This is a genomic window from Leisingera sp. XS_AS12, assembly GCF_041224635.1.
Lineage (GTDB): Bacteria > Pseudomonadota > Alphaproteobacteria > Rhodobacterales > Rhodobacteraceae > Leisingera.
In genome coordinates, this window is the sequence record NZ_JBGFGM010000111.1 from 181,444 (window position 1) to 207,339 (window position 25,896).

The following is a 25,896-nucleotide window of genomic DNA, read 5'->3' on the forward strand; positions in this document are numbered from 1 at the left end:
CGAAAATTGAAATACCTTTTTCGCATTTCAGGGCCCGGCCGGTGCAGTTTCCTCCGCCTCAACAGCTTCCGCCGCGGGCTGCGGGCGCTTGGAGCGTTCGATAAGGATCGCTGCCGCTTTTGGGTTCATTGCAGCAACCAGGTCGCGGGCGCCTTTTTCCCGGAAAATAACCTCTGGAGAGGGAGATTTCCCGAATTGGCCGCCCATGATGTAGCGCCACTCTTCCCAGGCGGCTTGCCGCCTCTCAGGAGACTGCCACTCCATGCCGATGACACCTTTCCAGGTGACATTGAGCGCCGCGTCTGAGGAAACACCAGCACCCCCCGCAAGCCTCCATTCCTGGATTTCCTTGAAATTGATCCAGAGGTCACCGTCTTTGAGCTTTTTGAACCACTCGGCTTCCGCATCCTTGCACTCTTGCGGTGGGACTTTATTCGACCTAGCCCGGTGCTGGATGACGGAGAAGTTCCGGCAGGCCTGTGCAAGCGTTTCTCCTTTGACCGGGCTGAGCTCGATGGTGGAATAGCTCTTGGAGGCATCTGCATTCTGTACAGAGAAAATGAAACAGCCCGCTTTCTGCGCCTTACCGAGATACGCACGGCCAACGCAGTGATTGAGGCGGGAAGATTCCCTGCGCAGCATTTCAAAACTGGTCAAATTGCGGATCACCAACCCATTACTTGCGTGGAAAGCATCCATCAGGCGTGGGAAACTTTCCGCTCCATAGTGAGCAAATTGCCCCTCTGGCAGAATGTTGTCATCCGTCTCATAACCGGTTGCCTCGATGAGTGTCGGGATCCTGGAGGCATACCGGCGCGCCATTTCCAGCAGTGAGCCAGCGGTGTTCTTCGTCTGGCCGGTGCAGATGGCAGTTGCAACCTTGGTGGCCCAGGAGAAGAACTCGTTTGAGACATCCGGCACCGCCTCGCCTGTTCCATCGATGGAATTCAGCGCGGTTGGCAGCACAGCCGTTCGGGAAAAATCCTCGATAGCCTCGATCGCATCAATGGTCGACAGAGCAATGGCCCGGCGGTCAAAATCGGCCGGATCGAAGTCTGCAGCCTTGGCCAGGGTTGCGTGGAAAGCTTTCCAATCCCCCTTACAGGCTGCGAGTGTCCTGGACACAGGAATGCCGAGGGCATTTTCCAGCGGGATTGCACATCCCGCGAGCACATCATGATAAATCAGCCAGGACGCATCATCCTGCGGCATCCGGTCAGGCGGCAGTTCAGAAAGATGCTTGAGGGCGACATCCAGGCTGACAGTGCCGGATACCGTGAAGCGCCGCAGCCGGTTCACGCCGAGCGCATCCTCGCCCCTGGTCTCCTCACCTGCCTCAAAGAGCCGTCCTACAGGCAGCCCTTTCGAGAGCTTGCCCAAACGCTTCAGCGCCGCTTTGCTGAGGTGTGTCCGCTTGATAAGCAATGGCTGCAGGGACTCGCGGTTGTCGACGGCCCGGGCGAGGAGCGGATTGTCCGCGATCATCCCGGCAAGCACCGGAAAGGAGGCCGCGGCCTGGGCCCGGTCACGCGCGGTTTCACCTGTTGCGGAAGCGTACCAGTGAACCGCACGCGAGCTCGGGCGCTCCACCGCTGAAAGCGCTTTGCGGGCGGCCTCGATATCACCAGTGCTGTCGGACGGAATGTGACCAAAGACCTGAGCGATTGCCTTGCGCACCGCGAGAACCTGAAAGCCGGAAATCGGGGCGCCGACCTGATGGGATGAGGTCCGGATGGGCGTATAGATGCCGCCGGTATTCTTCATGAAGCGGTTGCTCATCAGCCAGTCGGCCTGCTCCGAAGTCAGGTCGACGCTTTCATCTTCGGACACCTCAGGCGCGGCTTCGCTTTCGGACTTGCCGGGTCCGGCCAGGAAACTCTCCCACTCGCTAAGCTGCTCCCGCATGGACATGGCCTGTTTCTGGCCAATCACGGTTCCACGCAGGTTGGATGAGGCGATGAAAGTCCATAGTGCCATGCTGCCAACCGTTTCCGGCGTGATGGCAGCATGCTCCAGCGCCACCGGCCTTACTGTCGGCAAGCCGCCATGCGCCGGGCTCGCGGCGTATCCGGAGAGCCTTCCGGTTTCGCTCTGCCAGCGCAAAATCATCCACGATGGATCCTTGCCGGATCCGGCCATGTAGATGTCGGCCCCGTCATCACGGGGCCGGAATTCAGTTTGGAGCTGCATTTCTTATCTCCACTCGACAGTTTCAAAGCTCAATTCTTCAGCCTCTTCTTCAGGCTCAACGGCCGCCTCATCATGCCCTTGAGGGCATTCCTGATGAGCCGCCGCTTCTTCGCCGGCCTCAGGCGCGGCATCGAAGCTGTGTTCCGTTGCGCCAGGCTGATCGACTTCGTTGATCGCGCTGTTGATCAGGTTGCGGAACTTTCCGTCCGTCAGCAGCGGCACATCGAGCGCCTCAAGGATGGCCAGTGCGCGCTGGCGCTCCTCATCGCTTTCAAAGCGGATGTGAACGATGTGGTCCCCTTTGGTGCCCGGGCGGCGGTACGCCTTGGCTGGCGCTTCGGAACGTGCCGGAAGAGGCTTATTGTACATCAGCTCGTAGAGCCCCGGACGCTCGGCGTAGAAGTCATAGGTCGTCCGGCGCAGCGGCAGCATGTCCAATTTGAACGATCTTGCGGTGACCGTGAGGATCAGCTCCGCATCATTGCGGTCGCCCATGCCGCGGTTGCCGCTTACAGCGCCCCAAGCCTTTGCAAGCCCCTCTTTCTCCACCAGGCCATCTTCCGTGAGGAAGCGATGCACGAATTTCGCAGCGACGCGCCCGTTGGGAATGGTCACCGGCAGATTTTCCATGTTGACCTTGGATTTGTTCACGACAATCCCGCGATGCACATGGTCGTCCGTATCCCGGTAGAGGGAGACGGTTCCGAGATCATGGCGGGCGGCCTCATTGATGGCCTGCAGGATGTTGCCGGACAGGACCTGCACCGGCAGACGGCGGGTCATGAGGCTGTCACGGTCAAATTCCTCGAGGTAGCTTTCCTGGAAGCTTTCCGAGAGGCCCGGCCGGAAGAAGATGCGCTCCATGTCGATGCTGAGGATCCGCGACAGCGAAGTCGTTTCCGGCTTGGCCATGCCCGGCGAGATGGTCTTGATCTTATACGCCGACGGAATGTCGTAGAACATGGGATCGTTCGGCGGAACCAGGCCGACGATGGTCCGGTTGGTGGACGCTTCAACATCGAATTCGGTCGGGAACCGCAGTGAAACGCCCGGCTTCATGTTCTCCAGCAGCCATGCGAGATCGGTGAACCGGGAGTGGCGGACGAGGAATTTCTGGCCGACCGCGCCCGGGTTCTCCAGCGCATCTTCCATCGCTACACCTTCCGGCAGGAACGGCCGCATCAAGATGGGGAGGTTCTGGTAAATGCGGTCTGCCCATGGCTGGAAGCCGTCGGCGCCATAGAGACGGCGGCACGCTTCAACCTCGGTCACGAGCTTGTCGCCGCTCCAGGCCTCTTCATTGAAGTGGTGGATCCCGGTGTGGATGTAGAGCGGCGAGAGGAAGGCGGAGGTGTCCAGATCCCCCTCTTCAGTTTCCATGCCGGAATAGATTGTCGTGGCACGGACTTCGACCTGCCCATCGAGCTGTTTGGGGCGCAACGGGTTTGCATTACGGCTCTCGAGTTCTTCGATCAGCGCATCGAACTCCATCCGGATCCTCTGGACCAGGTCATCCTGCTCCCGTGCGGTCAGCATGATGGAACGGGCAAGGACCTTGTTTGACAGAGAGTCGATGTCGGTCTTCGCGGTGCCGGGCCCGGTGTCGACCGCCTCGTTGCCGCGGTTTTGATTCTGCGGGTCTTCGGCGAATTCCGGGAAGCCGAGACGGCGGGACAGAGCCGGCATGGACATCAGCACGTTGCGGGTGGCCTCATCGCCAACCTTGTTCAGAAGATCCGGCACGTCATCCAGCAGAAGCGGATGCGAGCGGTTGCCATCGACCGATGCGCCGAGCGACCGCAGTTTACGGTTGCGCTGCTGCAGGATGCGCATTTCCGGTGTCAGGCCGGTCATAACGGATTTGACACGCGGGTTGTGAACCTGGCCATAGCGGTTGCCGCGGCCCTGGCTCTGCACGTATTTGATGACGTCAACAGGCGCTTCCAGCTCCAGCATCGTCCGCGGCCGCTGGTCGGCAAACTTCGGAGAAGCGTGGTAGCTGCCACCGGTCGCGCCGGCGGAGTTGTAGATCAGGACGTCCAGGCCGCCAGCGTTGAAGTTGTCGACGGTCTCACGGCGGTTTCGCCCCTGACGGCGCTGGATGCGGTTATCCCGGTAGCACAGCGTGCGGCCTGAGATTTCCCCGACGGTGACACCATTCTGCTCCAGTTTTTCAACCAGCGCATCAATCGGCGAAACCGGAAGGCTGTCCGGGATTTGCTCGATCTGCGCATCGATCAACTCAAAGGTGCGCGCGATATCCGGGTAGACCTCACGCGCGTCGCGGAACTCCCCTTCGATTTTCACACGATACATACTCGCATGAATACGGCGGATCTGGTCCTTCAGGGTCAGATCAGTTGCCGCGTTCATCGCATCAGTCGAAGTGCGGCCATCCGGCCCTTTCGACAATTCCTGCAGCAAGCTGGTGTTCGTCGAATGGAAGGTGATCAGCGGCTTGCGGCCTTCAGCGATTTCCTGCAGCGCGTCATCGACCACCTGATCGATCTTGATCGCATTCATGGTGATACGTGCCAGGTTCGCCAGCGGGGAACCCAGAGCAATGGAATATTGGTTCATCTCGTTGGTCATGGCTCGCGCCGCTTCGCGGGACATCCCCTGCTGCAGCATACCCATGTAGGCAGCCGACTGACGCCGTCCGAGATGCTCCCCGATCTGGCCCGAGCACTCGATCATCAGTTCAACGACCGGAGAGAAAGTGTTCATGATCTCCTGGTAGCGCAGCATCTGCTCGTCGTCGGGCAGTGACACCTGGAAATCGATGTTCGAGAGATCATGGTCGCGCCGCAGAAGAACGCCGTCTTCAGCCAGCATGGTGGCAAAAGCCTCCTGGGCGACTTCACCGCCAGACACCATGTTGTCCAGAAGCTCGTCGAGACCAGCATCCGAAGTCTGCGGCAGCAGAGGCTTGTAGAGGTTCATGCCCGAAGGGTCGCGCGACGGCGTTGCGGTGCCGTAGACCACGTTGGCCGGCCCAACCTGGTCCAGCATGTTGCGAACATTGCGCCCCTGCCGGGATTTCGGGTTCAGCGCATTATGCGCCTCATCCAGAATGATCAGGGTGTGCTCATCCAAGGCGTTCGCAGCCCAAAGCGATGACGGGTCATCCTCCGCGCCACGGAATGAAGAGTAGGTGCTGATGATCAGGTTGTTTTCCTCGGGCCATGCTTCAGAGGAAAAGATGTTCCTACGGCGCGCAGCTGGCGGAGACGTCAGCTCCTGAACAATCTCCTCCCCGGTTTCGGGGTCGATAGTGACATCCCGCATCCGCGTGTTTGCGGTCATGAACAGCGTGCGGCATTCAGGCCAGGCGCCTACATCCTTCAGATCGCGGCCGACATCGGGCGCATTGATTTCGGCACTCTCAGTCAGGTAGAGAACCTTGTTGCGCGGATCTGCGCGCAGATGCTCGCGGGCGATGGCGGCCAGAGAGCGCCCTTTTCCCACGCCGGTCTGGTCGGCGAGCAGGAAGCCGCGACCGCGTTCGCGGGCGTTCATGCGCATGGCAACCGCATCCACCTGCTCCGCAGTCAGGATGTCGCCAAGGCTATCAATCGACTGGCCGAGTGCAGCGGCAACAACTCCGTCCACGCCCCCGCGGTCCTCAAAGTCGCGGCGAACCCGATCGAGCGCCTTGGAGGTGGCGCCCTCCAAGGCAACCGGAATCATCGTGAATGGTTCTTTCACGGAAGACAGCGGCTGATAGGGCTTCTGACGCAGGTTTTCTTCACGATCATCCTCAACATCCTTCGCGGTGGCTTCCACCCCGTTGTGGAAATCGCGGATCCTGGCCTGCGAGCGGGAGATCTCGCGCTCCAGGTTCATCAGATCGTCTGTGGTCAGCACGGAGAAGGTGCGCAGCGCAGCCTGCGGCAGAGCATCCAGTGGCTCCGGCCGACGCTCACCGATCAGCATGATGGTTGATGGATCGCCGTCCTGCATCCCATCCGCAACGGCGGAATTGATTTCTGCTACCACTTCGAGCGCATAATTCCGGCCGACTTCGGCGCGCAACTTCTGCATGGCGTCATTCGAGGCGCTCAGAGGAACGCGGAAAATGGTCCGGCCCACTGCCGGGCGGCGCGCGAGGACGTTGGAAGCGTAAGCACTGAGGCCATCGGCAGGCATGCCACCCAGGTCATGAACCTGGAGCGGCGCATCATCACGGCTGATGCGCGGCATGGCGATACGCAGGTCATCCGAACCGCGGAAGTCGACCGCGGTTTGCCCACGCACAGCCCGGCGCATAAACGCGATCATCGCTGGCGAAGGCGACAGAACGGAATCCGGTTCGGACTTTGCCGAAAGAACAAAGCCGGTTGCTGTTGCGATCCGCAGCGCAGCGATGAATTTGTCCCTGGAGGCGTCGTTCTCGATGGCAATGGCAGAGATTTCGCGCAGCATGTGGTAGCGCACCGCCGCAAAGACCTCGTCCATTTCCATATCGAGCTGCCCGTGCGGACCCGGCTCGCAGGCGGCTTCAACGACACGGCGGTAATCTGCAGAGTGAAGGGTGCCCCGCGAGCCCATGACGACCAGGCTTGAGGCGATCACCTCAAGGTCTTCCTTCCGCCCCGCACGCAAGAACAGGGTTGTGTTCTCGCCCTCCCCCTCGTGAACAAAGCGGCTCCGGCCGTCTGCCTGGTTCACCCTGCGGAAAAAGCGGCCGGTGCCATCCCGCACAACTTCCTCGCCGCGGATGTTGAGGCCGATCGTTTCGATGTTCTTCGGATCCGGCTGATGGTTTTTGGTTTTCGCAATTTGCGCAACAGCTGGCGCCCGTTCGGACAGGTTGATGGTCCATTTGTCCGACAACAGGACATCACGGTCGACCGCAAAGGTCTCACCGCCGAGGGCCGCAGCCAGGGCGTTTGCGCCGAAGGGGATTTTCCCATCCGGGAACAGCATCCGCAAGGTGCCCCGCGTTTTCAGCTCGGTGAAGCCGAAACTCAAAGCTTTTTCGCGGATCGTTTCAGCAAGATCCCCTTCGGTGGTGCGCAGCAAGAGACCTTTGGCGCCACCCGGCACCAGCACGCGGCGCAAGATTGCGGCGTTATCGGCAAAACCCACCCAGGCTACAAGGTTCGCACGGTTATTCTCTGGCTGGTTCTGAGTTGCCATATCGATAATCCCTCAATGTGCTTTGATCAGCGTCGTTTCAGATTTTCGCGTTTCGGGGTGAAAACAGCAAGCCGATCAGAAGGGGAATAAATCAGGAAAAGAGCAATGTTTGTGAAATTATTTTTGGGCAAGCGCCCGGCTGCTACAGATGCGGGGCGGCCTTGCGGACAAACATAAAAAAACCGCCCGAAGGCGGTTTTTCTTTTTCGCATAGAGGCCCTGTATCAGGACATCGGCTCGTTGCCGATTTCGTTCAGCATGTCGTCGATGCTTGCGGCTTCCTCGGCCTGGGCTTCCGACTGTTCCGCAGTCTGCTCAGCCTCGTTTGCAGCAGGCTTCTCAGCTTCAGTCGACTTGGCGGCGGGCGCCTCCTCTTTGGCTTCAGCAGTTGCGGCCGGCGCTTTGACCACGGCCAGAACCGCGTCGTGCAGTTCGGTGGCATAGGCCGCACGCAGCTCATCGCAGCACTTCAGCGCCGGATAGGGCGAGCCGTAGCGGTTGGCTTCGTGGGTCTTGGCCGCGAAGAAGTCGCTGCCGCCGTCGAACTTCTGCAGGTGGATGGACGCGTTGTTCCAGGTCATCGAGGGGTGCTTCACCAGCGACACGCCATTGGCCTCGAAGAAGTCCTTCAGGTCGGTGTCGGAAACACCGCGCCAGCCGTCTGCGTGGAACGACGCTTTGGCATCTTCCTTGGCGGTGGACAGGAACGCATCTTTCAGGCGCTCGGCGTATTCGGCCGCGATTTCCAGGTTGCCATCACGGTCCTTGCGGGCCAGCGCGCCGGACAGGCGGATACCCAGGGACGGTGCTTCGTAGGCATAGGGGTTGACGGTCATGATCCGGGCTTTTTCGCCAGCCGCTTCGGCTTTCTCGATCGAGGCCTTGGTTTCCTCGGCCGACTTCGGGCCGACGGTGATGTTGCGGACGGGCACGATGGTCAGGCCCTGGGTCGACAGGATATTGCTGAAGATTTCCTTCGCTTCCGGGTCCAGATCCTCGATAAGGCTCGTGGCGAATTCGATCGGGTCCTTGTGGACATAGGTGTCGCCTTCACGCTTGCCCGGCAGATAGTAGGACATGGTCGCGAAACCTTCGGAGGTATCGACAACCATCGCCGAACGGCTCGAAGCGAAGGCGTCGGCCAGCGCGTCGCGCATTTCGTCCAGGCTGGTGACCTTCTGCTCGTTGTCGCGCTTCAGCACGCGCAGAGAGATGATCGGCTGATCGTTCGAATTCGTGCGGCCGGTGTCGTAATAGGACACCTGCTGGTCTGCCAGCAGCTCGTGCTCATCGCCGGGGTTCTTGATCCAGGCGTTGGTCCATTTCGACTTGTAGGTGCCGTCGTTCTGCGCCGAAACGGAGTCAAAGCGCAGGATGCCGCCGACGGGGGTGTAGGAGGAGGTCTGTGCCTTCGATTCCTTCTCGAAGTCCTTGACCTTCTTGTTGCCGGGATCGATGTCGATCTCCTGGCCGGCGATCGGGCCGCTCAGGACCTCAACCTTGATGGTCTTCTCGCCGTACTCGAGTACCTTGCCCACCATATTGGCGCTGCCGCGCAGCGTGCGCGGGGTGTTCTTGCGCATGGACTTGTTCAGGGCTTTCAGCAGGGTCGACATTTAGGTTTTCCTTTTTTCGCATCAGTAGTCGTCCTAACGCGGCACAAGGCCGTCGTTGACAAAGCGAGAATTAATCAGGTTCAAGAAAAGCGCAATGCGAAAAATATCCTATACGATGTTTTTTTCGCAAATCCGCCCCGGCCGCGCGGGCCGGGGCGATCACCGCAGATCACGCGGTCTGTTTACGGCGGCTGCCGCTGGACTTCTTTGCGCCGCCCATCATCTTGTCGATGAATGCGGAACAGTCCTTCATGTTCTTCTTGACCGCTGCCGGCAGGTCCACATTGTTTTCTTCGGCAAGCTTGGTGGCAAAGGCGAGCTGTTTTTCGGATGGCGGCCGGGGCGGCGCCTTCTTCATCGCAGCATCAATCCAGGCCGACAGCGCCTTTGAGGATTCCTTGACATCATCCGGAACCTGCGTGCCCGCCTCGCCTGCAAGCTTGGCGGCCAGGGCAAGCTGCTTCTCCGAGGGCGGATAGGTTCCGCCTTGCCCCGCGGGGGCGTTCGGGTCACGCTTGGGAAGATGCTCATCAAGGAATGCCCGGCACACGGAAGCATCCGTTGTGCATTTCGCAGGAAGCTTGATCTTCTTGCGCTCAGAGATTGCCTTTGCCGCAGCAACCATCTTGGGGCTCGGCTTCACCGTCTTGCCGATCGTGATGCTCACCGATCCGGACGCGTTGGTGATATTCTGGATCTCCTTCTTTGTCTCCTGGAAGATTTTCTCCAGGGCATCCTCGGCGGCCAGCCTCCCCTGCTCCACGAGATCGAAGATCGTCTCCCAGATCGCTGTGCGTGCCGGATCGACGACATTCGGGCAGGCTTGCATGAGGGATTTGTAAAGCCGCATGCCGCCCTCTGTCGGGATGAAGCTCTTACCCTTCATCTTAACCTGCCCCTGCTCGATGAGACCCTTCACAACATCCCCGCGTGTCGCGGGTGTTCCGATGCCCTTTGCCGCCTTAAGCCGCTCGCGGTTCGGGCCGGGCGGCACCAGGCGCCAGGCCTCCTGCATCAGCTTGATCAGGCTGCCTTCGGTATAGCGCGCAGGCGGCTTGGTTGTCACGGTGCGCAGCTTTGCGCTCTCGACGTTTCCTTTTTCGCCAGTATTGATGGCCGGAAGCTCCTGCTCGCCATCTTTCGCAGATGAGCCCGCGCCGCCAAGGATCTCTTTCCAGCCAGGAACCAGCGGGACCCGCCCGGATGTCCGGAAGTCCCAGTCATGCCCTTTCCATGGGAACCGCATCTCGATGGTGGTTTGGCGGTACTCAAAATCTGGTGCCAGCGCCGCAAGGTACTGACGGACGATGACATCAAACAGTTTCGCTTCATCCTGCGTTAGGCTTGGCACGGTCGCACCGAAGCTTTCGGCCGTATTGACGTTGGGGATGATTGCATAGTGAGACAGCCCCTCGAGGGCCTTGTTGGAAAAATGCCCGCTTTTCCCTTTCCGCACTTGCGGAGACTGCAGGAGCGGCTGATGACGTCCGAATTCCGGCAGGCGCAGAAGCGCCGGCACCAGCTTGGGAATGTCCGCAATGTTGTTTTCGGGAAGGTATTTTGCTTCACCGCGCGGATAGGTGATCAAGGTTCGTTCTGAATAGAGCTTCTGAGCGATTTCCAGCGTCTTCTCACCGGTCCAACCGAACTTGGAGGAAGCGGTCGACTGCAGGGCGGTGAGATCGAACAACTTCGGAGGCCCTTGCCGCTTCTTCTCCGACTTTGAACGCAGATCACCCTTAAAGCCCACAACCGCGGCGCGCAGACCCTCCGCGATATCGCGCTTCATGATGCGGCCGGACGTGTTTTCCTGCTCCTGCAGAGCTGCCTGGTCTTCAGTCAGCTCCTCTTCATCCTCATCCTCCGCATCTTCGATCTGCTCTTTGAGAAGCGATTTCGGAAGCTTGGAGCAGGTCAGAGTGAAGGCGCCAGCGGCCACCGAGGTCAGAGCGTCGACTTCGAACATGTCCTGCGGCTGGAAGTTCTCAATCTCCAGCTCGCGTTTGCAAATAATCCCGAGAACCGGGCTCTTCACCCGTCCGATGCCAATAGCGCCGCGCGAGCCCGGATCCTTGAGGCAGGCGGTCGCGGTACGGGTCAGGGAGAGGTTCGTGGTCTGGTCGGCCTGTTCCCGGGCCTGACCGGACATGTAAAGGCCCCGGAATTCTGAATTCGGCCGAAGGTTTGCAAATGCCTGCTGCAGAGACTTCGGATCCTCGGCGTTGAAGATGCAGCGCAGCACCTCTCCGCGAAACCCGAGATACTCGACGATCTCATCCCCGATCAGCTGACCTTCCCGGTCGCAGTCGGTTGCGATGATGATGCGGCTGGCGGAACGTGCCGCGCTGCGGATTGCGTCGAGCTTGGCCTTCGTCTCAGGCACAGGCTTCTTCTCATAAAAGCGCCCGGGCCACAGAAGCCCAGGGCGCCATTTCCCCGCCCATTCCTCACGAACCTCATCAGGCTCTTTCAGAGTCAGGATGTGCCCTTGCGCGGGCAGAACCTGGCCGAATTTAGAACCGACAGCCCGCTTGATTGCCTGGGCTTGCTTTCCTTTTTCGCAAATTACAATCGAAGAACTCAATCGAACACTCCTTTTCGCCCGCGCGTCAGGTCAGAGGGCGGATTCCATTTCATTATTCGCAAACTTATACGCAGAAAGGGGCCTTGTGCAATCACCCTCGAACAGGGTGTCAAATGTAGTAACGATATGCATGGTCTGCTCATCGTCATGATCATGCCCGCGCAGCGCCATCGAGCAGCGCAGCTCGCGCGCTGCTTCCAGCAGGCTATCCGACATATGATCGCCCGACAGAAGATGCAGGAAGGCAGCCCGGCGGAACAGAAGGCCAGGCTCCATCGCGTGATCCGGGTGCGGACATCCCAGGATGATCTGCTCCTTGCCTTCCAGGGCGCCGCCGAACTCATCCAGCCAAAATTCCTCCAGGCTCCAGGCCTGGCGAAGCATTTGCATCAGATCCCGCCCTGTCCGCAATGTGGCCCCGACGCCTGCAAGCCCTTCAGCCTGCTCCGGCCACACTTCACGCAGGGTGCGCGCAACGCTGTCGCGGAACGCGCGCAGGATCTCAAGATCCGAACTTGTTGTGTCACCGGCTTGAAGCGCCATGCCCGCTAGCCGGTCCTGAGAGGTTGCACCGCCTTCAGGCGCCGAAGGCCGCTTGAGGGTTTCTGTCTTTCCATACCGGTCAAGCATGATCTTGGGGGAAGACAGGAATTCCGCCTCCATATCCGCGAGCCGTTCATGCCCGCGCTCGTCAAGCTCCATGCCAAAGGCAAATACCGACGGATCAGCCGGGATGCCGCTGAACCAGTCCCCGAGGGGCTTTTCCCCTGAAGAGAGCGGCGGCGGCGGACCCAGCAGGCTCAGGTAATCCAAGGGGATCTCAGGGCTGGCAGCCCGCTCCTGCGGGAAAAGGGTCAGGTCGGGCGGTCCGCCTGCAAACCTGGCCGGACCGGATTGCTCCGCAGCAAGCTCGCGCCGGATATCGAGGGTCATGGTTTCCTGACCCGATACCTTGGATTCCGCCGCCGCCTGCTGTTCCGGCGCGGCCGCCACACCCTCACAGGACATGATCGCTTCGGTCAGAAGCCCCACAAGAAAGTTCCGCAGCTCGGTGCGGTCATCACGGCTGGCCCGGGCGTCCTCCATCAAGCGGCAGGAGACCAGCGTGGTTACGGTTCCTTTTTCGGAGTAATCTTGACGATCTGGAACTTCATATTTCGCAGACAAGTGCCTGCAAATCTTCTGCCGGAGTCCTGAATCAGGAATCCGCTTTACGATTTTCTCGCAATGCATCGCGTTGAACATCCGGTTGACGTCCTCGGCAATGTTTTCCCGTGTCTGTTCATCTGACATAAGAAGCCCTCCTAGAGGCCATGATCCACACCGATACCGGCGCCGATGCGGGAGCGCCAGAACGTCACCGAAACCCCGCTCGGCATATTCGGGTCGCGCTCTATGATAGTTCGGCACAACACCTTGATATCGCGATCAACCAGGTGAGAACCCTCAATGATAATCTGGGAGTTGTGCTCCAGCAATGGCTTCGCAAAGTATTCCAGGTCTGTCTCGGATGCCTCGAACCCTTCACTGTCGACGAGGTAACCCATGACACCCGGTCCTTCTGCGCGCATCTCAAATCCCTCAAGGGTCGACCGCGCAGTGAACAGCGCGCCTTCTTCTCGGGGGATATGGAGATCGCAAGCAAGCATGCGGGTCATGACCTCACGGCCTTTCGCACCCTTGATGGGGCCTAGCTTGATGCTGCCATCCATCATGGGCACTAAAGACACAGGTTTTTCTGCTTCAGAGTCGAAGTTCATGCCTGACCTTATAACGGGAGCTCGGGCTGGGTTTCATCCACATTTGCGTTCTTCCCGGACCGGGTCCGGGTTTTGTTCACCCGTACTCCAGATGCGCCGGCGTCGCCAGTCACAATTTCCGATGAAGCGCGCCTAGTGGTCTTCATCCCCCGATAACTCATTGTATTCACTGCGCGCTCGTCGGTTTCCATTTTTGCATGTAGTGCAAGTCCCATTTTCACATCCAGTGAATTCGGCACAAACAGATATCCGATGTCGCAAGCCTGCTCTTGCCCAATCCTCCAGATGCGGTCCTCGATCTGCGTCATGTTCGAGGGGGACCAGTCCGGCTCCACCACACGCATCCGGTGCGCCGCGGTCAGAGTGATCCCGGTTGCTCCTGAGAGCGACATGATGAACAAACGGGATTTCGGATTTTCCTGGAAGGCATCCACTTTGGCCTGCGCCTGCTGCGCATTGCCCTTCGAGCTGCCATCATAGACAAGCACCCCGCCTGGAAACTCGGCTTCCGCCATTTCGGCAATTTTGCGGATAACCTCTTTGTGGTGCGCAAAGACCACCGTCTTCCGGCGAAGATCGGCCGGAAGATCCTTATCGTCATGCAGCTCATCAATGATGAAGCGGGCCGCATGAGGCGCCTTGAGAACGCCGAGGTTTTTTCGCACACGCGCGATTTCCGAGAAATGGGGGCTTCCCGGGTTCATGCCGCCGATTACGTCAATGACTTCACGGGCCTGCCGTGTCTGCCCGGCGGTCAGCTTCTTTCCGCGGATGCGATCGTGGATTTCATCCAGGTCCGCCTCAGCCTGCTTGAGAACCTCCAGATCCTCCTTGGAGAGGCGGAATGGCATCTCGATCGGGGTGCGCATCTTGGGCGGCAGATCCGTATCCCGCTTCAGGCGCCGGATGAAGGAACCCGACCCGCGCATGCGCATCTGCAGTTCCAGCTCGCGGATCGGCTTGCCGGGCATTGGAACGATAATCTTGCGCGGCTTGCCCCCTTTGAACTTTGACTGCACCTCCCGCTGGATCAGGATGGGAGGCTCATACCGGTTGAGAAAAGCCTGCCGCGCCTCAGGGCCCCTGCCCCAGATATCCGGCCGGCTTGAGGTGAGCAGCGGCCACAGCTCGGCGACCCGGTTCGGCTTGGGTGTACCGGTCAAATGGACCAGTTGCCCGTTCTTGTTCATCGGAATAGGCCCAAGGCCCTCAAAGCTGTCGAGATCGCCCAGAATGGCCTGGGTCCGCTGGGCCTCAGGGTTCTTCAGGTTATGGGCCTCGTCAGTGATCACCAGGTCCCAGTCGATCGCGCGGATCTTGTCGATGTTCTTCTGGGCGATATCGTAGTTGATCACCACGATATCCGTATCAGGAAAGGTCGAGCCTTCAGCGTAGCCCACGGTCAGGTCACGGTTGATTTTCCACTTCTCAATTTCGCGAACCCATTTCAGCTTCATGTTCGCCTGGCAGAAAAAGATGGCACGTTTCGCATCCGGGCGGCCATTGAGAATGCCGATCCCCTGAATGGTTTTCCCGAGCCCCATGTCGTCAGCAATGATGGCCCCCTTGCCGCTGTCCACCACCATTTGGATGCCGCCCTTCTGGAAATCGAAGTAATCGATCCCCTCCGGGGCCGGCACAGCGAAATCATCGGGAGCCTTCTGGGTCTTGCTCAGCGCGATATTGCGGCTGGCTGCGCCAAGCGCCTTTTGCATTTTCTGCTTCACGGCCGCTGGCATGTACATTTCCAGGTTGCCTGCCAGGAATGGATCGCGAGTCCGGTAGGGCCTGGTGCCGAACCGCTCTGCAATGGCAGGCGTAGGCTGTTCGATCGGTGTCCAGCCCGCGCCCTCAAGGAAGTTGCGCCGCTCCCAATGGTCCTCTGAGCAGTTCGCGATAAAGTCGACCGACCCGGCAGCAACGACGAGATCCACCCCTCCGCCGGTGCGCTTTTTCGGGCGGCCGATAAAATGATCAAGGTTGTCCCCATCGCCCCTGCCTTTAACGGCCTGTTCTATCAGGCGGGCGGTATCCGGCTTGAGCTTGCACCCGTACTTTTTTCGCAGAATATCTGCCAGATAGACGGGGGGCGCGCCAATGGAGGGCATCGATGACCAGATCGAATAATCGCCCTCTTCATTGATGCCATTCATGCCATGCAGGAACATGAAGCGTTCCATGCCCGTATTGAACAGTTCAACCGGCCCGCTCGCGACCAGGTTCCACCGCGGCCGATCCCCATCGAATTTCGGGGCTTTCTTTTTGAGTTCCACATTAATGGGCATTGCGCGCTCCAGTCTGATTTTAACAGATCGTATTGAGACCTCCCGAAAGAACAAAGTACGGCCGACGCGCCGCAACGGTTTTCATGTGGATATCTGCGAGAAAAGTTGTGATCAGGCATCGCAATTGACGGCTCAACTGTTCCGCGAGCGCTTCATGGCAGCCACATCTTCAAAGAACAGCGTCGCAAAACCAGGGCGGCAATTTTTTGCGCAAACCCCTTCATGCTATGGAGTTTTCTTGACAACTGCCAAAATCGCTGATGCGAAATACCAAAAAATCAAGTGAGCTCCCGCCAAATCTGGTGGGGACCTGATTAAAATGCGGATTTCTCACCTCAGAGCGCGAAAAATATGTGGACAAAGCGCGAAAATCATGTTGAGAGTTGATCATTGAGCGGCGCATCGAATGCTTCTGACGCAACGGAAAACAGCGCCTTCGCAGCAAGGGAATGCACGCCCCGGATGGGGTCGTGAGGATCTGACAAATGATTTCCAGACGCTCCGCACAAGCGGGAATAACCGAAAGGAAAACCGGATGACAGCAGCAGACGACATCGTTGAATCTGAGGTTCAGAAAATACCCGAACCATCTGCTGAAGCAGCTAAACTGAGTTTCAAGGTTGAGGAAATTACGCCGGAACGCGCTTCCGAAATGCTGGAGACGGCCGCAAACCCTCATGAAGACCGCAAGGCTATCGCGACCTATTCGCAGGCCATGGCCAATGGCGCCTGGATCCTCAACGGCCAGCCGATCATCTTCGACGAAGACGGCCGCCTCATCGATGGCGTCCAGCGGCTGAATGCCTGTGTATCTGCAGGTGTCCCCTTCAAGACCATCGTGGCCCGCAATGTTCGCGCCGATACTCTCCATACGATCGACCAGCACCGGCGGCGTTCGTACCAGGGGGTTCTGGAAAGCCGCGGCGTCCGTCATGCGGGCAAAGTCGTCCGCACCATGTCAAAGCTGATCCGCATTGAAAACGGCAGCCTCGGACGTGAAAATCTGCCGATCAGCTGGTCCCGTTACGACCGGGTTCTGGCTGCAAACCCTGAGCTGCTCGAGGCCTGCGACATCGCCGAGGCTACCAAGGGCAGCATGCTGCACTCCACCGCGCGCCCGGTTCTTGCCTTCATGGCGCTGCGCGCGGGCCTGAAAGAGGAGCTCATGAGCTTCCTGCGCGAGCTCGGCCCGCATCGCACGGCCGGGCTGGACACCCCTCCGGGTATTTTCTGCATGCATCTCAGCATTCTCGAGCAGAAAGATACGTCTGTCCATGTGGACCACGCTCTGGCGCTTGCGACCCTGGCCTTCAACGATCACGTGCAGGGCAAGAAGGTCAACAGGCACTATGTTTGGGAGGAAGACTACGGGTCCACGCCCATGGACGAAGATGGCAAGCCTATCTCCCGCGCGGCTCTGCGGGAGCATGCTCCGGCCAACCTCGGCCTGCCCCTGGTAGACGGCTATCCGGGCCTGCGCGAAGGGCGGTATGATACCAGCTCCACCACTGATGAGTTCGGCGGCCAGATCGACGAAGAAATCCAGCACGGAACGCAGACCGATGAGGGCAAAGAGCAAGTCAGGATGATGACGGTGACACCCGACATGGCTCGCAAGTGGCTGCAATTCAACGCTGGGAACCGCAAGGTTCAGAAGAACCACATCGAGGTCATCAAGCGGGATATTCTGAACGGCCACTGGATGCTCAATGCGCAGCCAATCTGCTTCACCGAGGATCCGGTAGCAGCATCCAACGACAATTCGGCGCCAAAACCCCGCCTGCTGAACGGCCAGCACCGCCTGCGTGCGATCGTGGCGGCTGACGTCCCGATTGAGGTCCCGATCGCGGTCGGCATCCCGGAGGAGGCTTTCGCCACTTTCGACACACACGCGAAGCGCACTGTCCGCAGGGCAGGCAACCGCGTTGACGATCGTGTTCTGGCGGCCGCTGGCAAACTTCAGTGGAAAGAGGACAACAATCTTCCGTTGACCGGCACAGGTAATACGCCGTCCACGACCGAGATCATCAACACCCTGAACGACCACCCTGACATGGCAAATGCCTTCCCCCGGGCGCGTCGCAAAGGCATGACAGAGATCGGATCGGCCGGTGTGATGACCTACTTCATCTACCGCGTCACGCGGGAGCATGCGGAATGGGGCGAGGATTTCCTGGACGGCATCGAGCACGGCGCCAATCTGGAAAAGGACAACCCGATCCTCAGCCTGCGCAATATGGCAAAGGGGCGCCGCGGCGGGCTGAGCCGCGCCGAAACGTTGACCATGCTCATCGAGCACTGGGAGACCTACAAGGCATGGCGGAAGAAGAAAGACAAGAAAAGCAGCGACAGCCAGCTTAAACTGGTTTGATGCCTCAACACCGGGACGGCATCGAGGGCGGGTTCATCCCGCCCTTTTTTATTGCCAAGTAGCGCTCAAGTCAGCACGGGCGACTAAATGTTTGCGAATTTCTTTTTCTTGAGCCTTGCGGAATTTGCGAAAAAGTATCATGCTTAACGCAAAGATTGGAGATTGGAATGCAACATGATCGATCGTTTCTACGAGCCGTCACACACAAGGATTACAGGACCACGCTCATCAAGCTGCTCGATGAGGGCTGGTCTGCAGAGCGCACCGGGAAGAACCATTTCAAGCTGTCACACCCTCTTGCGGGAAAATCCGTCATTGCATCAGGCACCCCCAGTGACCGGCGCGCCTGTGTGAACCTGGTAGCGGAGTGTAAACGGGCATTGCGCCTCGGCGCTCAAGTCACCCCTGCCCCGCAACCGGCCCAGACCCTTCTGGAAGAGCTGCGCTCACCGGATGAGAGCTCGGGCAAGAAACGCAAGAAGAAGGATCGCTGGACCAAGTCGGATCGTGAAATGCGGGATCTGCGCAACCGGCGTGCGCTTGCTGCTCCGCAGATGAAAGCTGTACCGCCTGTCCTGCCGTCAGCATTTTGCGAAAAACCATCACTGAACGTCACCCCCGATAGATTGAAAGAATCCCTCATGCAGCAAGCCGCCCAGAAAAAGACCCAGCCCTCCAAAATTGCCTCGGAAACGCGTCATGCCGCGCCGTCGCCATCGAGCCGGGCCGTGAAACCTCGTCGGCAGGATGCCGCGGTGATCCCTTCGCCCTCTGCTGGCCTGCAGACGCTGCCGAAGGATCTTCTCGAAATTGCCATGAAGATTGCCCGTGGTGAACTAACCACAATTGAAGTCACGCCTGACATGGTAGGTAAGACAGTCGTTCTGGATGGATCGGGATGGCTTATTGACGGCACCGCACCCGCATCATCAAAGCCGGTGGCACGCAAGGCACCGAAACAGTCGCAGCCCTCAGTGGAAGATGACCTCACTGCGCGTATCCGGTGTGTTTTTGAAGAACTCTCTGGTGATTGGATTTCGGTCGGGCAGCTTGTCGGCTTGGTGGATAACCTGAGCGGCCGCGCCAGCGCAGCGCATCGTCAGGCTATCCGGCGCCGTCTGAACACGCTCACCATGAGCGGCGTGTTGCGGAACAAGGATGTGGGCGTAGGTAAACGCAAGTCTTTCCTGTATCAGCTGAGCGACTAACCTCTCGAAAATGCACGAATGAGGCGGTCACAGACCGCCTTACTGCAATGAAATGCCCGTGAAGTGGGCACCGATGCTTGGAGGTCTGCCAATATGACCGAACTTTACTATCGCCTGTCAGGCACCACGGATCCCGAGGAACGTCTGGAAGATGCCTGCCTCTCAAAAGCAATGCATGACACCTACGGTTCCGGGATCACGATCCTACCCCCAGAAGTCACCCCCCCAGTAGGCGTGACCGTCTTTGGGCGCGGCAGGCAGCGGGGGGTCGGCACGTCCAGATCCGGCAAGGCCAAGATGGACTACGCCCGTGACCCCGGGTTCCTTTGGGGTATTTCCAGATCTTTCAAGGTTTGTGGGCTTCAGGAAGCGGAGCTGGAAGTTGCTCGGCTGCATGCTGCAGGCAAGGATGCCTTTGTAAAGGCAATGCAGGAAAAGCTCATGACGGAACGGGTTCCGCGCGGGATGAGCCTGCACGAGGCGATCGGCGACATGGTGTATTCCTTCATCGAAAGCCCCGACTGCCTAATGGTTCAAGAACATGTTGAAATGCGCAATGAGCGCCGCCTGGTATTCGTGGGCGGCACGCTGGCCACGCATTCGCCTGTCGCATTCCATCTCACCCCCCTGGATCGGTCCAGACTGGTGGCAGAAACGGGCCGCCCGGCCGAAGAATTGCATTTCACAGACCCCGAGAGCCGCACCCCGGTTTGGAATGCCGAGCTGTCCCGGCGGATGGTCCGCTTTGCAAAGGAGGTCGCCGCCCGCTCGCGGTTGCGCACGATGACGATTGATGTGGCGGAGCTGGCAGATGGCAGTCTGGAAGTCATCGAGTTCAATCCGGGATGGCCCGGCACTTTTGGCCTTTTTGCCTGCGATCCATATGCAATTGCTGAGGCCAGCAACGCGCTCCTGCCCGCGGATCTGACTGGGGAAGTTCAGCCCCAGGAAACGGAAGCCCTCACCGCGCCCCAGGAAGCGGCTGCGGACATCGATACCGATTGGTGGGATTAGCCCTTATCCGCTATTGTAGCTATACTCTTCAATGAGAGGGATAGAACCGGGCATTCGAGCATTCTGTTCCTCTCAATCGAGTGGCCGATCTTCTGCTCGACAACCTCCACCGGGCAGGTATGTCTGAAGGGAACATCGGATTCTGCTCTTTGCCTGCAGTCGTAACAAGGCATGCGCGCTGGCTCTATGTCGATTGGAGACAAGGCTGGTTAGGCTCATTTTCATGTGAACTCAAGATTCCGCCCCGAGTTAGCTGGGTAATAAGCCTTGACCGGCGAGAATGCGTCAACCACAAGGACAGCATTGATTTATTGAGCCCTTCTCAAAGGACGATGAAAGATGTCAGGCGCTAAATTTCTCGCAGTTTTTCTGACATTATGCTCATTGGGAGCATACTGGATTTATGACGGCGCCCTCGCTTCACAGCGTGAAATTCCCAAACCACAAACCAGTTCTACAACTGGGGGTATTGCTGAAAACTCTGCACGCGAGCTCGAACTGGAAGCGCACAAAAAGTGGCTCGAGGGCCTATCAGAAGATGAGCTGCGGCTAGCAGGTCAGCGATGCGCTGACAGGCTCACGGAACGGCTCGACATAGAGCGCGGACAGCGTTGGTTCTTTGTCCACTGGGATCCCTTTGACTTTTCCGGGCTTGAAACGGCTAGCCTTATGGGCATGAAGTTGAGTGCGCATGGATCGTCCACGACAGGCTATGCTCTAGCAAACTTTCAACTTCCAGCACTCATCTTGAACAGAGAGACCGGAGGGGTGTCTGACCAATTCCGTTTTGTTGTTTCGGAGCCCCAAGAGCGAGGATGGAGCATAAAGGAAGTCCTGAGCCTGCATGTCTGCCGCCTTACAGGCCCATCTTCCGTGGAGATCTACAAGGCGAAAGAGCTTGTTCTCTGATCAGCTACTGCCGCTTCTTAATAGAGAACCGGATCGTCTCCGGATCATAGCCGCGCCGGACCAGCTCTTCGATCAGCGGCGGATCCCATGTCTGGCTCAAAGGGCCCGTCCACTGCACCGCGCTGAAGGCGTAATGCAGCAGCGCGCGATCAGCACGCGCCGTGCCTGCGCCGCCGGAAAAGATCAGGTCAGCACTCTCGCCGTCCAACTTTCCCCATTGGGCTTTCAGCTCGCCGGGAGCCGGGCGCGGCGCTGAGAACTTTCGCCGCCCTGATGCGGCCCGCTGCCAGGGCCTGGGCACAGGCAAAGCCTTGTCCGGTGCAATATCATACTCCATGGGTTCGTTGAGATCGATCGGCGGCGGCAGGCGTCCGCAAAGCAGTGTGTCGACCGCATCGATGATTTGCCGCGCGGTGACGGGCCCAACCATGCGCCGATCAGGTGCAGACCGGACCGCACAGGACCGCAAATAGCAAAGCCGCAGATCCGGGCTGAGATGGTCGATGAAATCGTCGCCGATAGTCCTGACCGAGTGCGGAACGGAAATACGCAGCCTCTCATTGGGCTGGCCCGTTTCATCATAGAGCTCCAGGCTATCAATCGCCTGGACAAGCGCATACGGGCTCAGACTTCTGAAGACGCGGGCATCGGGGTCCATAAGCGCCGCGACGCCGCGCAGAACAAACAGCGTTGCAGCGCAAGCCTCGATATCCCGGCCCGCCATTTCAGGCAGACGCCTTTGCTGTGCTGGCCCATTTTGCAAGCTTGGGCTCCACCATTGCCGTGATTACAGCGTCGTCCGCATCGCGGACCTCATAGCAGACAATACGGATTGCTGCGCCCAGAGCCGCAAGGATAAGCCCTGTGGATTGTCCGTGCCGCTCCAGGTCATTGGTGATGCCGCCAAGGCAGGCTGTGATACGGCGCAGCTCCGCGCGCGGTTTGCGCGCGCATTTGGAGGCCAACGCTTCCCGGACGGTATCTGAAGCGATGCCGCAGATGTCGCCGCTGTGGCTCAGCCGCAGAAGGTCAATCAGACAGAGCGCCAGGTCGATTGCCTCACCCGCGACACCGTCCTTCCCGGGCGCTTTGTAGGAGGCCCCGCGGGCAATGATGATCTCCTCTGCCAGCTCGCCCAGCTCGGTCAGCGTATAGTCCAGAACATCCAAAGCGGTCCGGCCATTGTCGATATCTGCGGCCCTGCCGACAACCGCGTGAATAAATTTCAGCATGACATCTCTTTTTCGCATTACACAAGGGCGAGCCTATGTTATTGTTTTTCGCATATCAACGTGAGAATTTGCAATGCCGACCGAAATTCAGATGCCCGATGTAATTGAGACCCTCTTCTGGTATGACGGACCGATCCTCTTCACGGCAGAATTCCTCGGAAAGGTGCGGCTTGTGACCTTGCTGGACCTGGAGGACAGCCCCGAAGGGGTAACGGCCATCTACATGGTGTCCTCTCCAGATCCTGACATGATGACGGCGATGCGGGAAAACCGCCTTCCCCTGCGCGATGCCTCAGATACAGGCCCGCTGTTCCGGCTTGCATCGCAGTGCTTTGCTGACGGCAAGACCACCTATGAGGAAGTTGAAGCCTGGCCAGAGGACACTCTGCCGGAGCCAGGTGTGCTCTTGTCGCTTGAGACGGCCGGTTAGGTCTGCCGTTCCAACCGCATGATTGCGGAAAACGTAACCGTACAGGCCTCCAGAATGTCAAAACCTGCTGCTTTCCGCATGACCGTCGACGCTCCGAGCGGGAACCGGGGCGTGTTCTACCTGGTGCCCTTTGCCGGTGACCGGGAAGGCAAACACCACTTCAAGGATCACAATCACGCGCGGAATTTCGTGCGCTACCTGTTCTCTCAGAGCAAGGCGCATCCTGCGAATGCCCATACGGCCCGAAATCTATATCGCGAGTTCGGCGAGGATGCCCGGATTCTCAATGAAGGATACGTGGATAGGCCCAAAGCGCTTCTGGACGACTTCCTGCGCAGAAGGTTCCCGGCCCGAAATGCCCATGAGCAACTGATGGATGACGGGTGCTATCCTTTCTTCATCCTGCAGGCGGCCGGAGGCCCGGTCATCAGCAAGTTCGTGCATCGCAAATCCGGCGGGGTCAGCTTCAGCCATCCTGCGCTCAACGCCCTGAAGTCCGACCTGCGGTACCGTGGCGGCACCTGGGGCAGCCTCGCACAGGATGCCGTGCGTTTCGCGGGCAAAGACCCCGTGCAGCCCTTCTCGAAGGTTCAGGACGCAGAAGCGCTGCGTCTGTCGGAGATTTTCCTGCATGCGGTTGTTCGCAAGCTCATGGGGAACGGCCCGTAGGTGCTCCTGACGGTCGCGCACCGCGATCAGGCAGGCCACAACCCGCTCTATCATATTCACCGGTTGGTACGCAAAGGGCAGCCAGGGCCGGGCGCCGCCTGAGCCGCGCCCTGCCCTGTCCGATCAGAAGCCCGGGCTTTCTTCCGAAACTGCCTCAGGCCGCGGCAGTTTTGACCAGATCCAGTCGTGTTTCGGCGCAGGATTTGGCGACGGGCGGGTCTGCTCCGGAAGCGTGCGCCCTTCGATGAGCGGCAATGCATCCGCGTCAACGAGATTGCGGCCCGCAGCGGACTGAAGCTCCCGCCACGCCATCCTGGTGAGCCATGCAAACTCCCTTGCCGCATCGGCAACGCTGTCCTGATCGAGCGCCTGCATAGGCCGGTTCCCCATACCCGCCGGGACCTGGCCAATCGCCAGCAGCACAAAGGCCGGATCTTCGGTATCCACCGCGGCAAGAACTTTGTCGCCCTCGATTAGATCTACGCAGGGGTTTTCATCAGACACCGGCTCGGCTGTTCCCGATCTGCTAAGAAAACTTGCGGGGATCGGTCGGCCATCAAAGAAAATCTGGGCATACTCCAGGTCCCTGCGATTGACGGTCCGCATTTCGATCCCTGCACTTCCCTTCGCGACAGGGGTCTCGCCCAATGCCACAACGACCTTGTCACGCTCTGCTGTGTCATAAGTCTCCAGCACAATACTGCGGTCCTCGGCGGCCTTCGCTAATTCCACCTGGGCTTCCCGGTTGAGAGCGGCAACCTGGCGCCGGTAGGCGGACAACGGCGCCTCGCCGAGATCCTGCATGCAGCCATGGACATCCGGCAGCGCGCCGCGGTAGCCACGCATGTTGAAATACAGTTCACCCTTGCGGATGCCATTCACCAGGACATCGTAGCGCGGCTTCTTTTCCAGCATGTGCGGAGACTTCCGCGCCTGCAGTGTGAGCTTGAATTCGGGCATCTTTTTCATGTGCTGTCCTTCGCATGCGAGTTTCCCCATCATCCCAGTCCATGATGAAAGAATACACGGTTTGTTTTTTCGCATTTCCTCGGTAATGTTCGGGAAGTCCAAGGGGGATTTCGATGAAGCAGTTTCTGGTCAATTGTGACGCCAGCCAGAGCGACAGCTCATATGTTGTGAACGCTGAGAGCAGCGAAGCGGCCGCCAAGATCTATATCGAGGCCAGCTTCAACGGGCTGCTGGCCGAACACGTCGAGGATATGGAGCCGCACGGCACATTGCTCACCAGGACGCTCCCGCCCCTTCACACCGAGGGTTTGAAATCCTGGGAGGGGCTGCGGGAGGCCCGCTTTGATCTCGACGCACTTATCGAGGACTACCACGCCGCGGCGGATCCGGAACCCGCACCAACCCTGTAAGGAGCCCTCTGATGGCAAAGTTTTTGCAATGGTCCGATCTTCATCGTGAGTTTGGCTCAGCGGAAGCCCCGGTCCCGTTCCCGATGCCGACTGAGACGTGCCCGGCGTGTTCTGTCGATGCCATCCTGATTGCGGGCGACCTTGACCGGGCCAGCAGCCATGTTGCTTCCCTGGTGGAGATCCATCAGGCGTGGCAAGTGCCCGTCGTGTCGATTTTCGGCAACCATGAGCCATATGGCTCAAGCCAGGAAGAAACGGTTTCGTGCGTTTCAGAAGATCTTGCGGTGGCTCGCGCCGCCGGCCATGACATCCACGTCTTGGATCGGGATGAGCTGATCATCGGCGATACGCGGATTCTCGGTGCCACGCTTTGGACGGATTTCGATATCCTCGGAAATCGGGAAGCCCAAATGCTTGGGGCCGAATATCTCATCAACGACTACCGAAAGGTTCGCAGGGCGCCTGGAAGCGATGATAAGCAACGCGCCGAAGACACGGTGGCCTTTCACCATCGCGACCGCTCGTGGCTTCTGGACGCGCTGGCCCGGCCCTTTCAGGGAAAAACCTTGGTCATGACGCACCATCTTCCGGTTCCGGAGGTTCTCGCGCAGAGGGCTGACAAAGGCCCGTACGCCCCGGCCTACGTCTCCGATATGCGTGCTGACATTCTCGGTCTGCAGATCGACATGTGGGTCAGCGGGCATACGCACTGGGCGCGCCGTGGCCTGATTGAGGGGCTGCACGGGCCGATTGCCTTCTCGGCGAACATGGGCGGCTATGTGCGCTCCGGACAGCGGCAGGCCACCAATTTCGAGCCTTACCGCCTGATCGACATGGACGCGCCCGAGCTGGGCCTGGATGAAATCGGGATTGAGGAACCAATTCTTGCCGCCCTGCCAGGCGCCGCCGAAATCCTCGCATCGCTGCGCGAACGGGACCTTCAGCCGGACTGACAACAGGCCGCGGGTAAGGGTTTCAGCCCGGTCTTGGAGTTGCGAAATTCATTGTCGCCAGAGATTACAAGTGATAGTTTTTCGCAAACACTTTGCAAGGAGCCCAAGACGGTGCATTTCCTATCCCATCAGCTGCCCGGCGCATCTGCGTTGC

The 25,896-nt window shown here is 59.1% G+C and carries 19 protein-coding genes; 9 read left to right on the plus strand and 10 right to left on the minus strand.

From position 1 onward, the window contains the following. Nucleotides 1-27: 27 nt before the first annotated feature. From AB9K35_RS17570 to AB9K35_RS17600, 7 genes are all read right to left on the minus strand, one after another. A complete protein-coding gene (locus AB9K35_RS17570; RefSeq protein WP_369928056.1) occupies nt 28-2,190 on the minus strand; it encodes a PcfJ domain-containing protein in 2,163 nt (720 codons plus the stop codon). 3 nt (nt 2,191-2,193) lie between these two features. Continuing rightward, nucleotides 2,194-7,332 (minus strand): strawberry notch C-terminal domain-containing protein, encoded by a 5,139-nt coding sequence (locus AB9K35_RS17575; protein ID WP_369928058.1) that lies wholly within the window; start codon nt 7,330-7,332, stop codon nt 2,194-2,196. A 224-nt stretch (nt 7,333-7,556) separates the two neighbouring features. Further along, complete coding sequence (locus AB9K35_RS17580) at nt 7,557-8,948, minus strand: hypothetical protein (protein WP_369928060.1); 1,392 nt, start codon at nt 8,946-8,948, stop codon at nt 7,557-7,559. Between the two features lie 169 nt (nt 8,949-9,117). Then, on the minus strand, nt 9,118-11,532 hold the full coding sequence (locus tag AB9K35_RS17585) for a DNA topoisomerase (RefSeq protein ID WP_369928062.1): 2,415 nt from the start codon (nt 11,530-11,532) through the stop codon (nt 9,118-9,120). 30 nt (nt 11,533-11,562) lie between these two features. Continuing rightward, nucleotides 11,563-12,825, minus strand: coding sequence for a hypothetical protein (locus AB9K35_RS17590; protein WP_369928064.1), 1,263 nt, complete (start codon nt 12,823-12,825; stop codon nt 11,563-11,565). 11 nt (nt 12,826-12,836) lie between these two features. Continuing rightward, nucleotides 12,837-13,292 (minus strand): hypothetical protein, encoded by a 456-nt coding sequence (locus tag AB9K35_RS17595; protein WP_369928065.1) that lies wholly within the window; start codon nt 13,290-13,292, stop codon nt 12,837-12,839. Between the two features lie 8 nt (nt 13,293-13,300). Beyond that, entirely contained in the window at nt 13,301-15,460 is a 2,160-nt protein-coding gene (locus tag AB9K35_RS17600; protein WP_369928067.1) for a DEAD/DEAH box helicase, read from the minus strand. Between the two features lie 10 nt (nt 15,461-15,470). On the opposite strand from AB9K35_RS17600, the gene AB9K35_RS17605 reads away from it, so the two are divergent. The 5 genes from AB9K35_RS17605 to AB9K35_RS17625 all read left to right on the plus strand — a co-directional run bounded on the left by AB9K35_RS17605 (nt 15,471) and on the right by AB9K35_RS17625 (nt 21,079). After that, nucleotides 15,471-15,863 (plus strand): hypothetical protein, encoded by a 393-nt coding sequence (locus AB9K35_RS17605; protein ID WP_369928069.1) that lies wholly within the window; start codon nt 15,471-15,473, stop codon nt 15,861-15,863. 120 nt (nt 15,864-15,983) lie between these two features. Next, nucleotides 15,984-17,948: a hypothetical protein gene (locus AB9K35_RS17610; protein ID WP_369928071.1), complete on the plus strand. Its 1,965-nt coding sequence runs from the start codon at nt 15,984-15,986 to the stop codon at nt 17,946-17,948. 167 nt (nt 17,949-18,115) lie between these two features. Next, nucleotides 18,116-19,156 carry a hypothetical protein gene (locus AB9K35_RS17615; protein WP_369928073.1) on the plus strand — a complete coding sequence of 347 codons (1,041 nt, stop codon included), beginning with the start codon at nt 18,116-18,118 and terminating at the stop codon, nt 19,154-19,156. A gap of 93 nt (nt 19,157-19,249) precedes the next feature. Next, complete coding sequence (locus AB9K35_RS17620) at nt 19,250-20,170, plus strand: ATP-grasp domain-containing protein (RefSeq protein ID WP_369928075.1); 921 nt, start codon at nt 19,250-19,252, stop codon at nt 20,168-20,170. Nucleotides 20,171-20,509: 339 nt separating this feature from the next. Continuing rightward, nucleotides 20,510-21,079 (plus strand): hypothetical protein, encoded by a 570-nt coding sequence (locus AB9K35_RS17625; protein ID WP_369928077.1) that lies wholly within the window; start codon nt 20,510-20,512, stop codon nt 21,077-21,079. A 4-nt stretch (nt 21,080-21,083) separates the two neighbouring features. Here the strand turns inward: AB9K35_RS17625 and AB9K35_RS17630 are convergent, their stop codons facing one another. Further along, complete coding sequence (locus AB9K35_RS17630) at nt 21,084-21,803, minus strand: hypothetical protein (protein WP_369928079.1); 720 nt, start codon at nt 21,801-21,803, stop codon at nt 21,084-21,086. A 1-nt stretch (nt 21,804) separates the two neighbouring features. Next, nucleotides 21,805-22,311 (minus strand): hypothetical protein, encoded by a 507-nt coding sequence (locus AB9K35_RS17635; RefSeq protein ID WP_369928081.1) that lies wholly within the window; start codon nt 22,309-22,311, stop codon nt 21,805-21,807. Between the two features lie 73 nt (nt 22,312-22,384). Between AB9K35_RS17635 and AB9K35_RS17640 the strand changes: the two genes are divergently transcribed. Together AB9K35_RS17640 and AB9K35_RS17645 are read left to right on the plus strand one after the other, a co-directional pair. After that, complete coding sequence (locus tag AB9K35_RS17640; RefSeq protein WP_369928082.1) at nt 22,385-22,741, plus strand: hypothetical protein; 357 nt, start codon at nt 22,385-22,387, stop codon at nt 22,739-22,741. A gap of 54 nt (nt 22,742-22,795) precedes the next feature. Beyond that, on the plus strand, nt 22,796-23,410 hold the full coding sequence (locus AB9K35_RS17645) for a hypothetical protein (RefSeq protein ID WP_369928084.1): 615 nt from the start codon (nt 22,796-22,798) through the stop codon (nt 23,408-23,410). Between the two features lie 123 nt (nt 23,411-23,533). Here the strand turns inward: AB9K35_RS17645 and AB9K35_RS17650 are convergent, their stop codons facing one another. Then, on the minus strand, nt 23,534-24,379 hold the full coding sequence (locus AB9K35_RS17650) for a hypothetical protein (protein ID WP_369928086.1): 846 nt from the start codon (nt 24,377-24,379) through the stop codon (nt 23,534-23,536). 113 nt (nt 24,380-24,492) lie between these two features. Here AB9K35_RS17650 and AB9K35_RS17655 point away from each other — a divergent pair, with 113 nt between their 5' ends. Both AB9K35_RS17655 and AB9K35_RS17660 read left to right on the plus strand, forming a co-directional pair. Continuing rightward, complete coding sequence (locus AB9K35_RS17655; RefSeq protein WP_369928088.1) at nt 24,493-24,789, plus strand: hypothetical protein; 297 nt, start codon at nt 24,493-24,495, stop codon at nt 24,787-24,789. Between the two features lie 11 nt (nt 24,790-24,800). After that, nucleotides 24,801-25,742: a metallophosphoesterase gene (locus tag AB9K35_RS17660; protein WP_369928090.1), complete on the plus strand. Its 942-nt coding sequence runs from the start codon at nt 24,801-24,803 to the stop codon at nt 25,740-25,742. Nucleotides 25,743-25,896: the final 154 nt, after the last annotated feature.

Bases quoted from the DNA above. Each gene is read 5' to 3' on its own strand.
- AB9K35_RS17610 (WP_369928071.1), top strand. From the start codon at position 15,984: ATGCTTCTGACGCAACGGAAAACAGCGCCTTCGCAGCAAGGGAATGCA.
- AB9K35_RS17625 (WP_369928077.1), top strand. From the start codon at position 20,510: ATGTCAGGCGCTAAATTTCTCGCAGTTTTTCTGACATTATGCTCATTG.
- AB9K35_RS17645 (WP_369928084.1), top strand. From the start codon at position 22,796: ATGTCAAAACCTGCTGCTTTCCGCATGACCGTCGACGCTCCGAGCGGG.
- AB9K35_RS17580 (WP_369928060.1), bottom strand. From the start codon at position 8,948: ATGTCGACCCTGCTGAAAGCCCTGAACAAGTCCATGCGCAAGAACACC.
- AB9K35_RS17575 (WP_369928058.1), bottom strand. From the start codon at position 7,332: ATGGCAACTCAGAACCAGCCAGAGAATAACCGTGCGAACCTTGTAGCC.
- AB9K35_RS17660 (WP_369928090.1), top strand. From the start codon at position 24,801: ATGGCAAAGTTTTTGCAATGGTCCGATCTTCATCGTGAGTTTGGCTCA.
- AB9K35_RS17595 (WP_369928065.1), bottom strand. From the start codon at position 13,292: ATGAACTTCGACTCTGAAGCAGAAAAACCTGTGTCTTTAGTGCCCATG.
- AB9K35_RS17590 (WP_369928064.1), bottom strand. From the start codon at position 12,825: ATGTCAGATGAACAGACACGGGAAAACATTGCCGAGGACGTCAACCGG.
- AB9K35_RS17635 (WP_369928081.1), bottom strand. From the start codon at position 22,311: ATGCTGAAATTTATTCACGCGGTTGTCGGCAGGGCCGCAGATATCGAC.
- AB9K35_RS17630 (WP_369928079.1), bottom strand. From the start codon at position 21,803: ATGGCGGGCCGGGATATCGAGGCTTGCGCTGCAACGCTGTTTGTTCTG.
- AB9K35_RS17640 (WP_369928082.1), top strand. From the start codon at position 22,385: ATGCCGACCGAAATTCAGATGCCCGATGTAATTGAGACCCTCTTCTGG.
- AB9K35_RS17650 (WP_369928086.1), bottom strand. From the start codon at position 24,379: ATGAAAAAGATGCCCGAATTCAAGCTCACACTGCAGGCGCGGAAGTCT.
- AB9K35_RS17570 (WP_369928056.1), bottom strand. From the start codon at position 2,190: ATGCAGCTCCAAACTGAATTCCGGCCCCGTGATGACGGGGCCGACATC.
- AB9K35_RS17655 (WP_369928088.1), top strand. From the start codon at position 24,493: ATGAAGCAGTTTCTGGTCAATTGTGACGCCAGCCAGAGCGACAGCTCA.
- AB9K35_RS17620 (WP_369928075.1), top strand. From the start codon at position 19,250: ATGACCGAACTTTACTATCGCCTGTCAGGCACCACGGATCCCGAGGAA.
- AB9K35_RS17615 (WP_369928073.1), top strand. From the start codon at position 18,116: ATGCAACATGATCGATCGTTTCTACGAGCCGTCACACACAAGGATTAC.
- AB9K35_RS17605 (WP_369928069.1), top strand. From the start codon at position 15,471: ATGCCCGTATTGAACAGTTCAACCGGCCCGCTCGCGACCAGGTTCCAC.
- AB9K35_RS17600 (WP_369928067.1), bottom strand. From the start codon at position 15,460: ATGTTCCTGCATGGCATGAATGGCATCAATGAAGAGGGCGATTATTCG.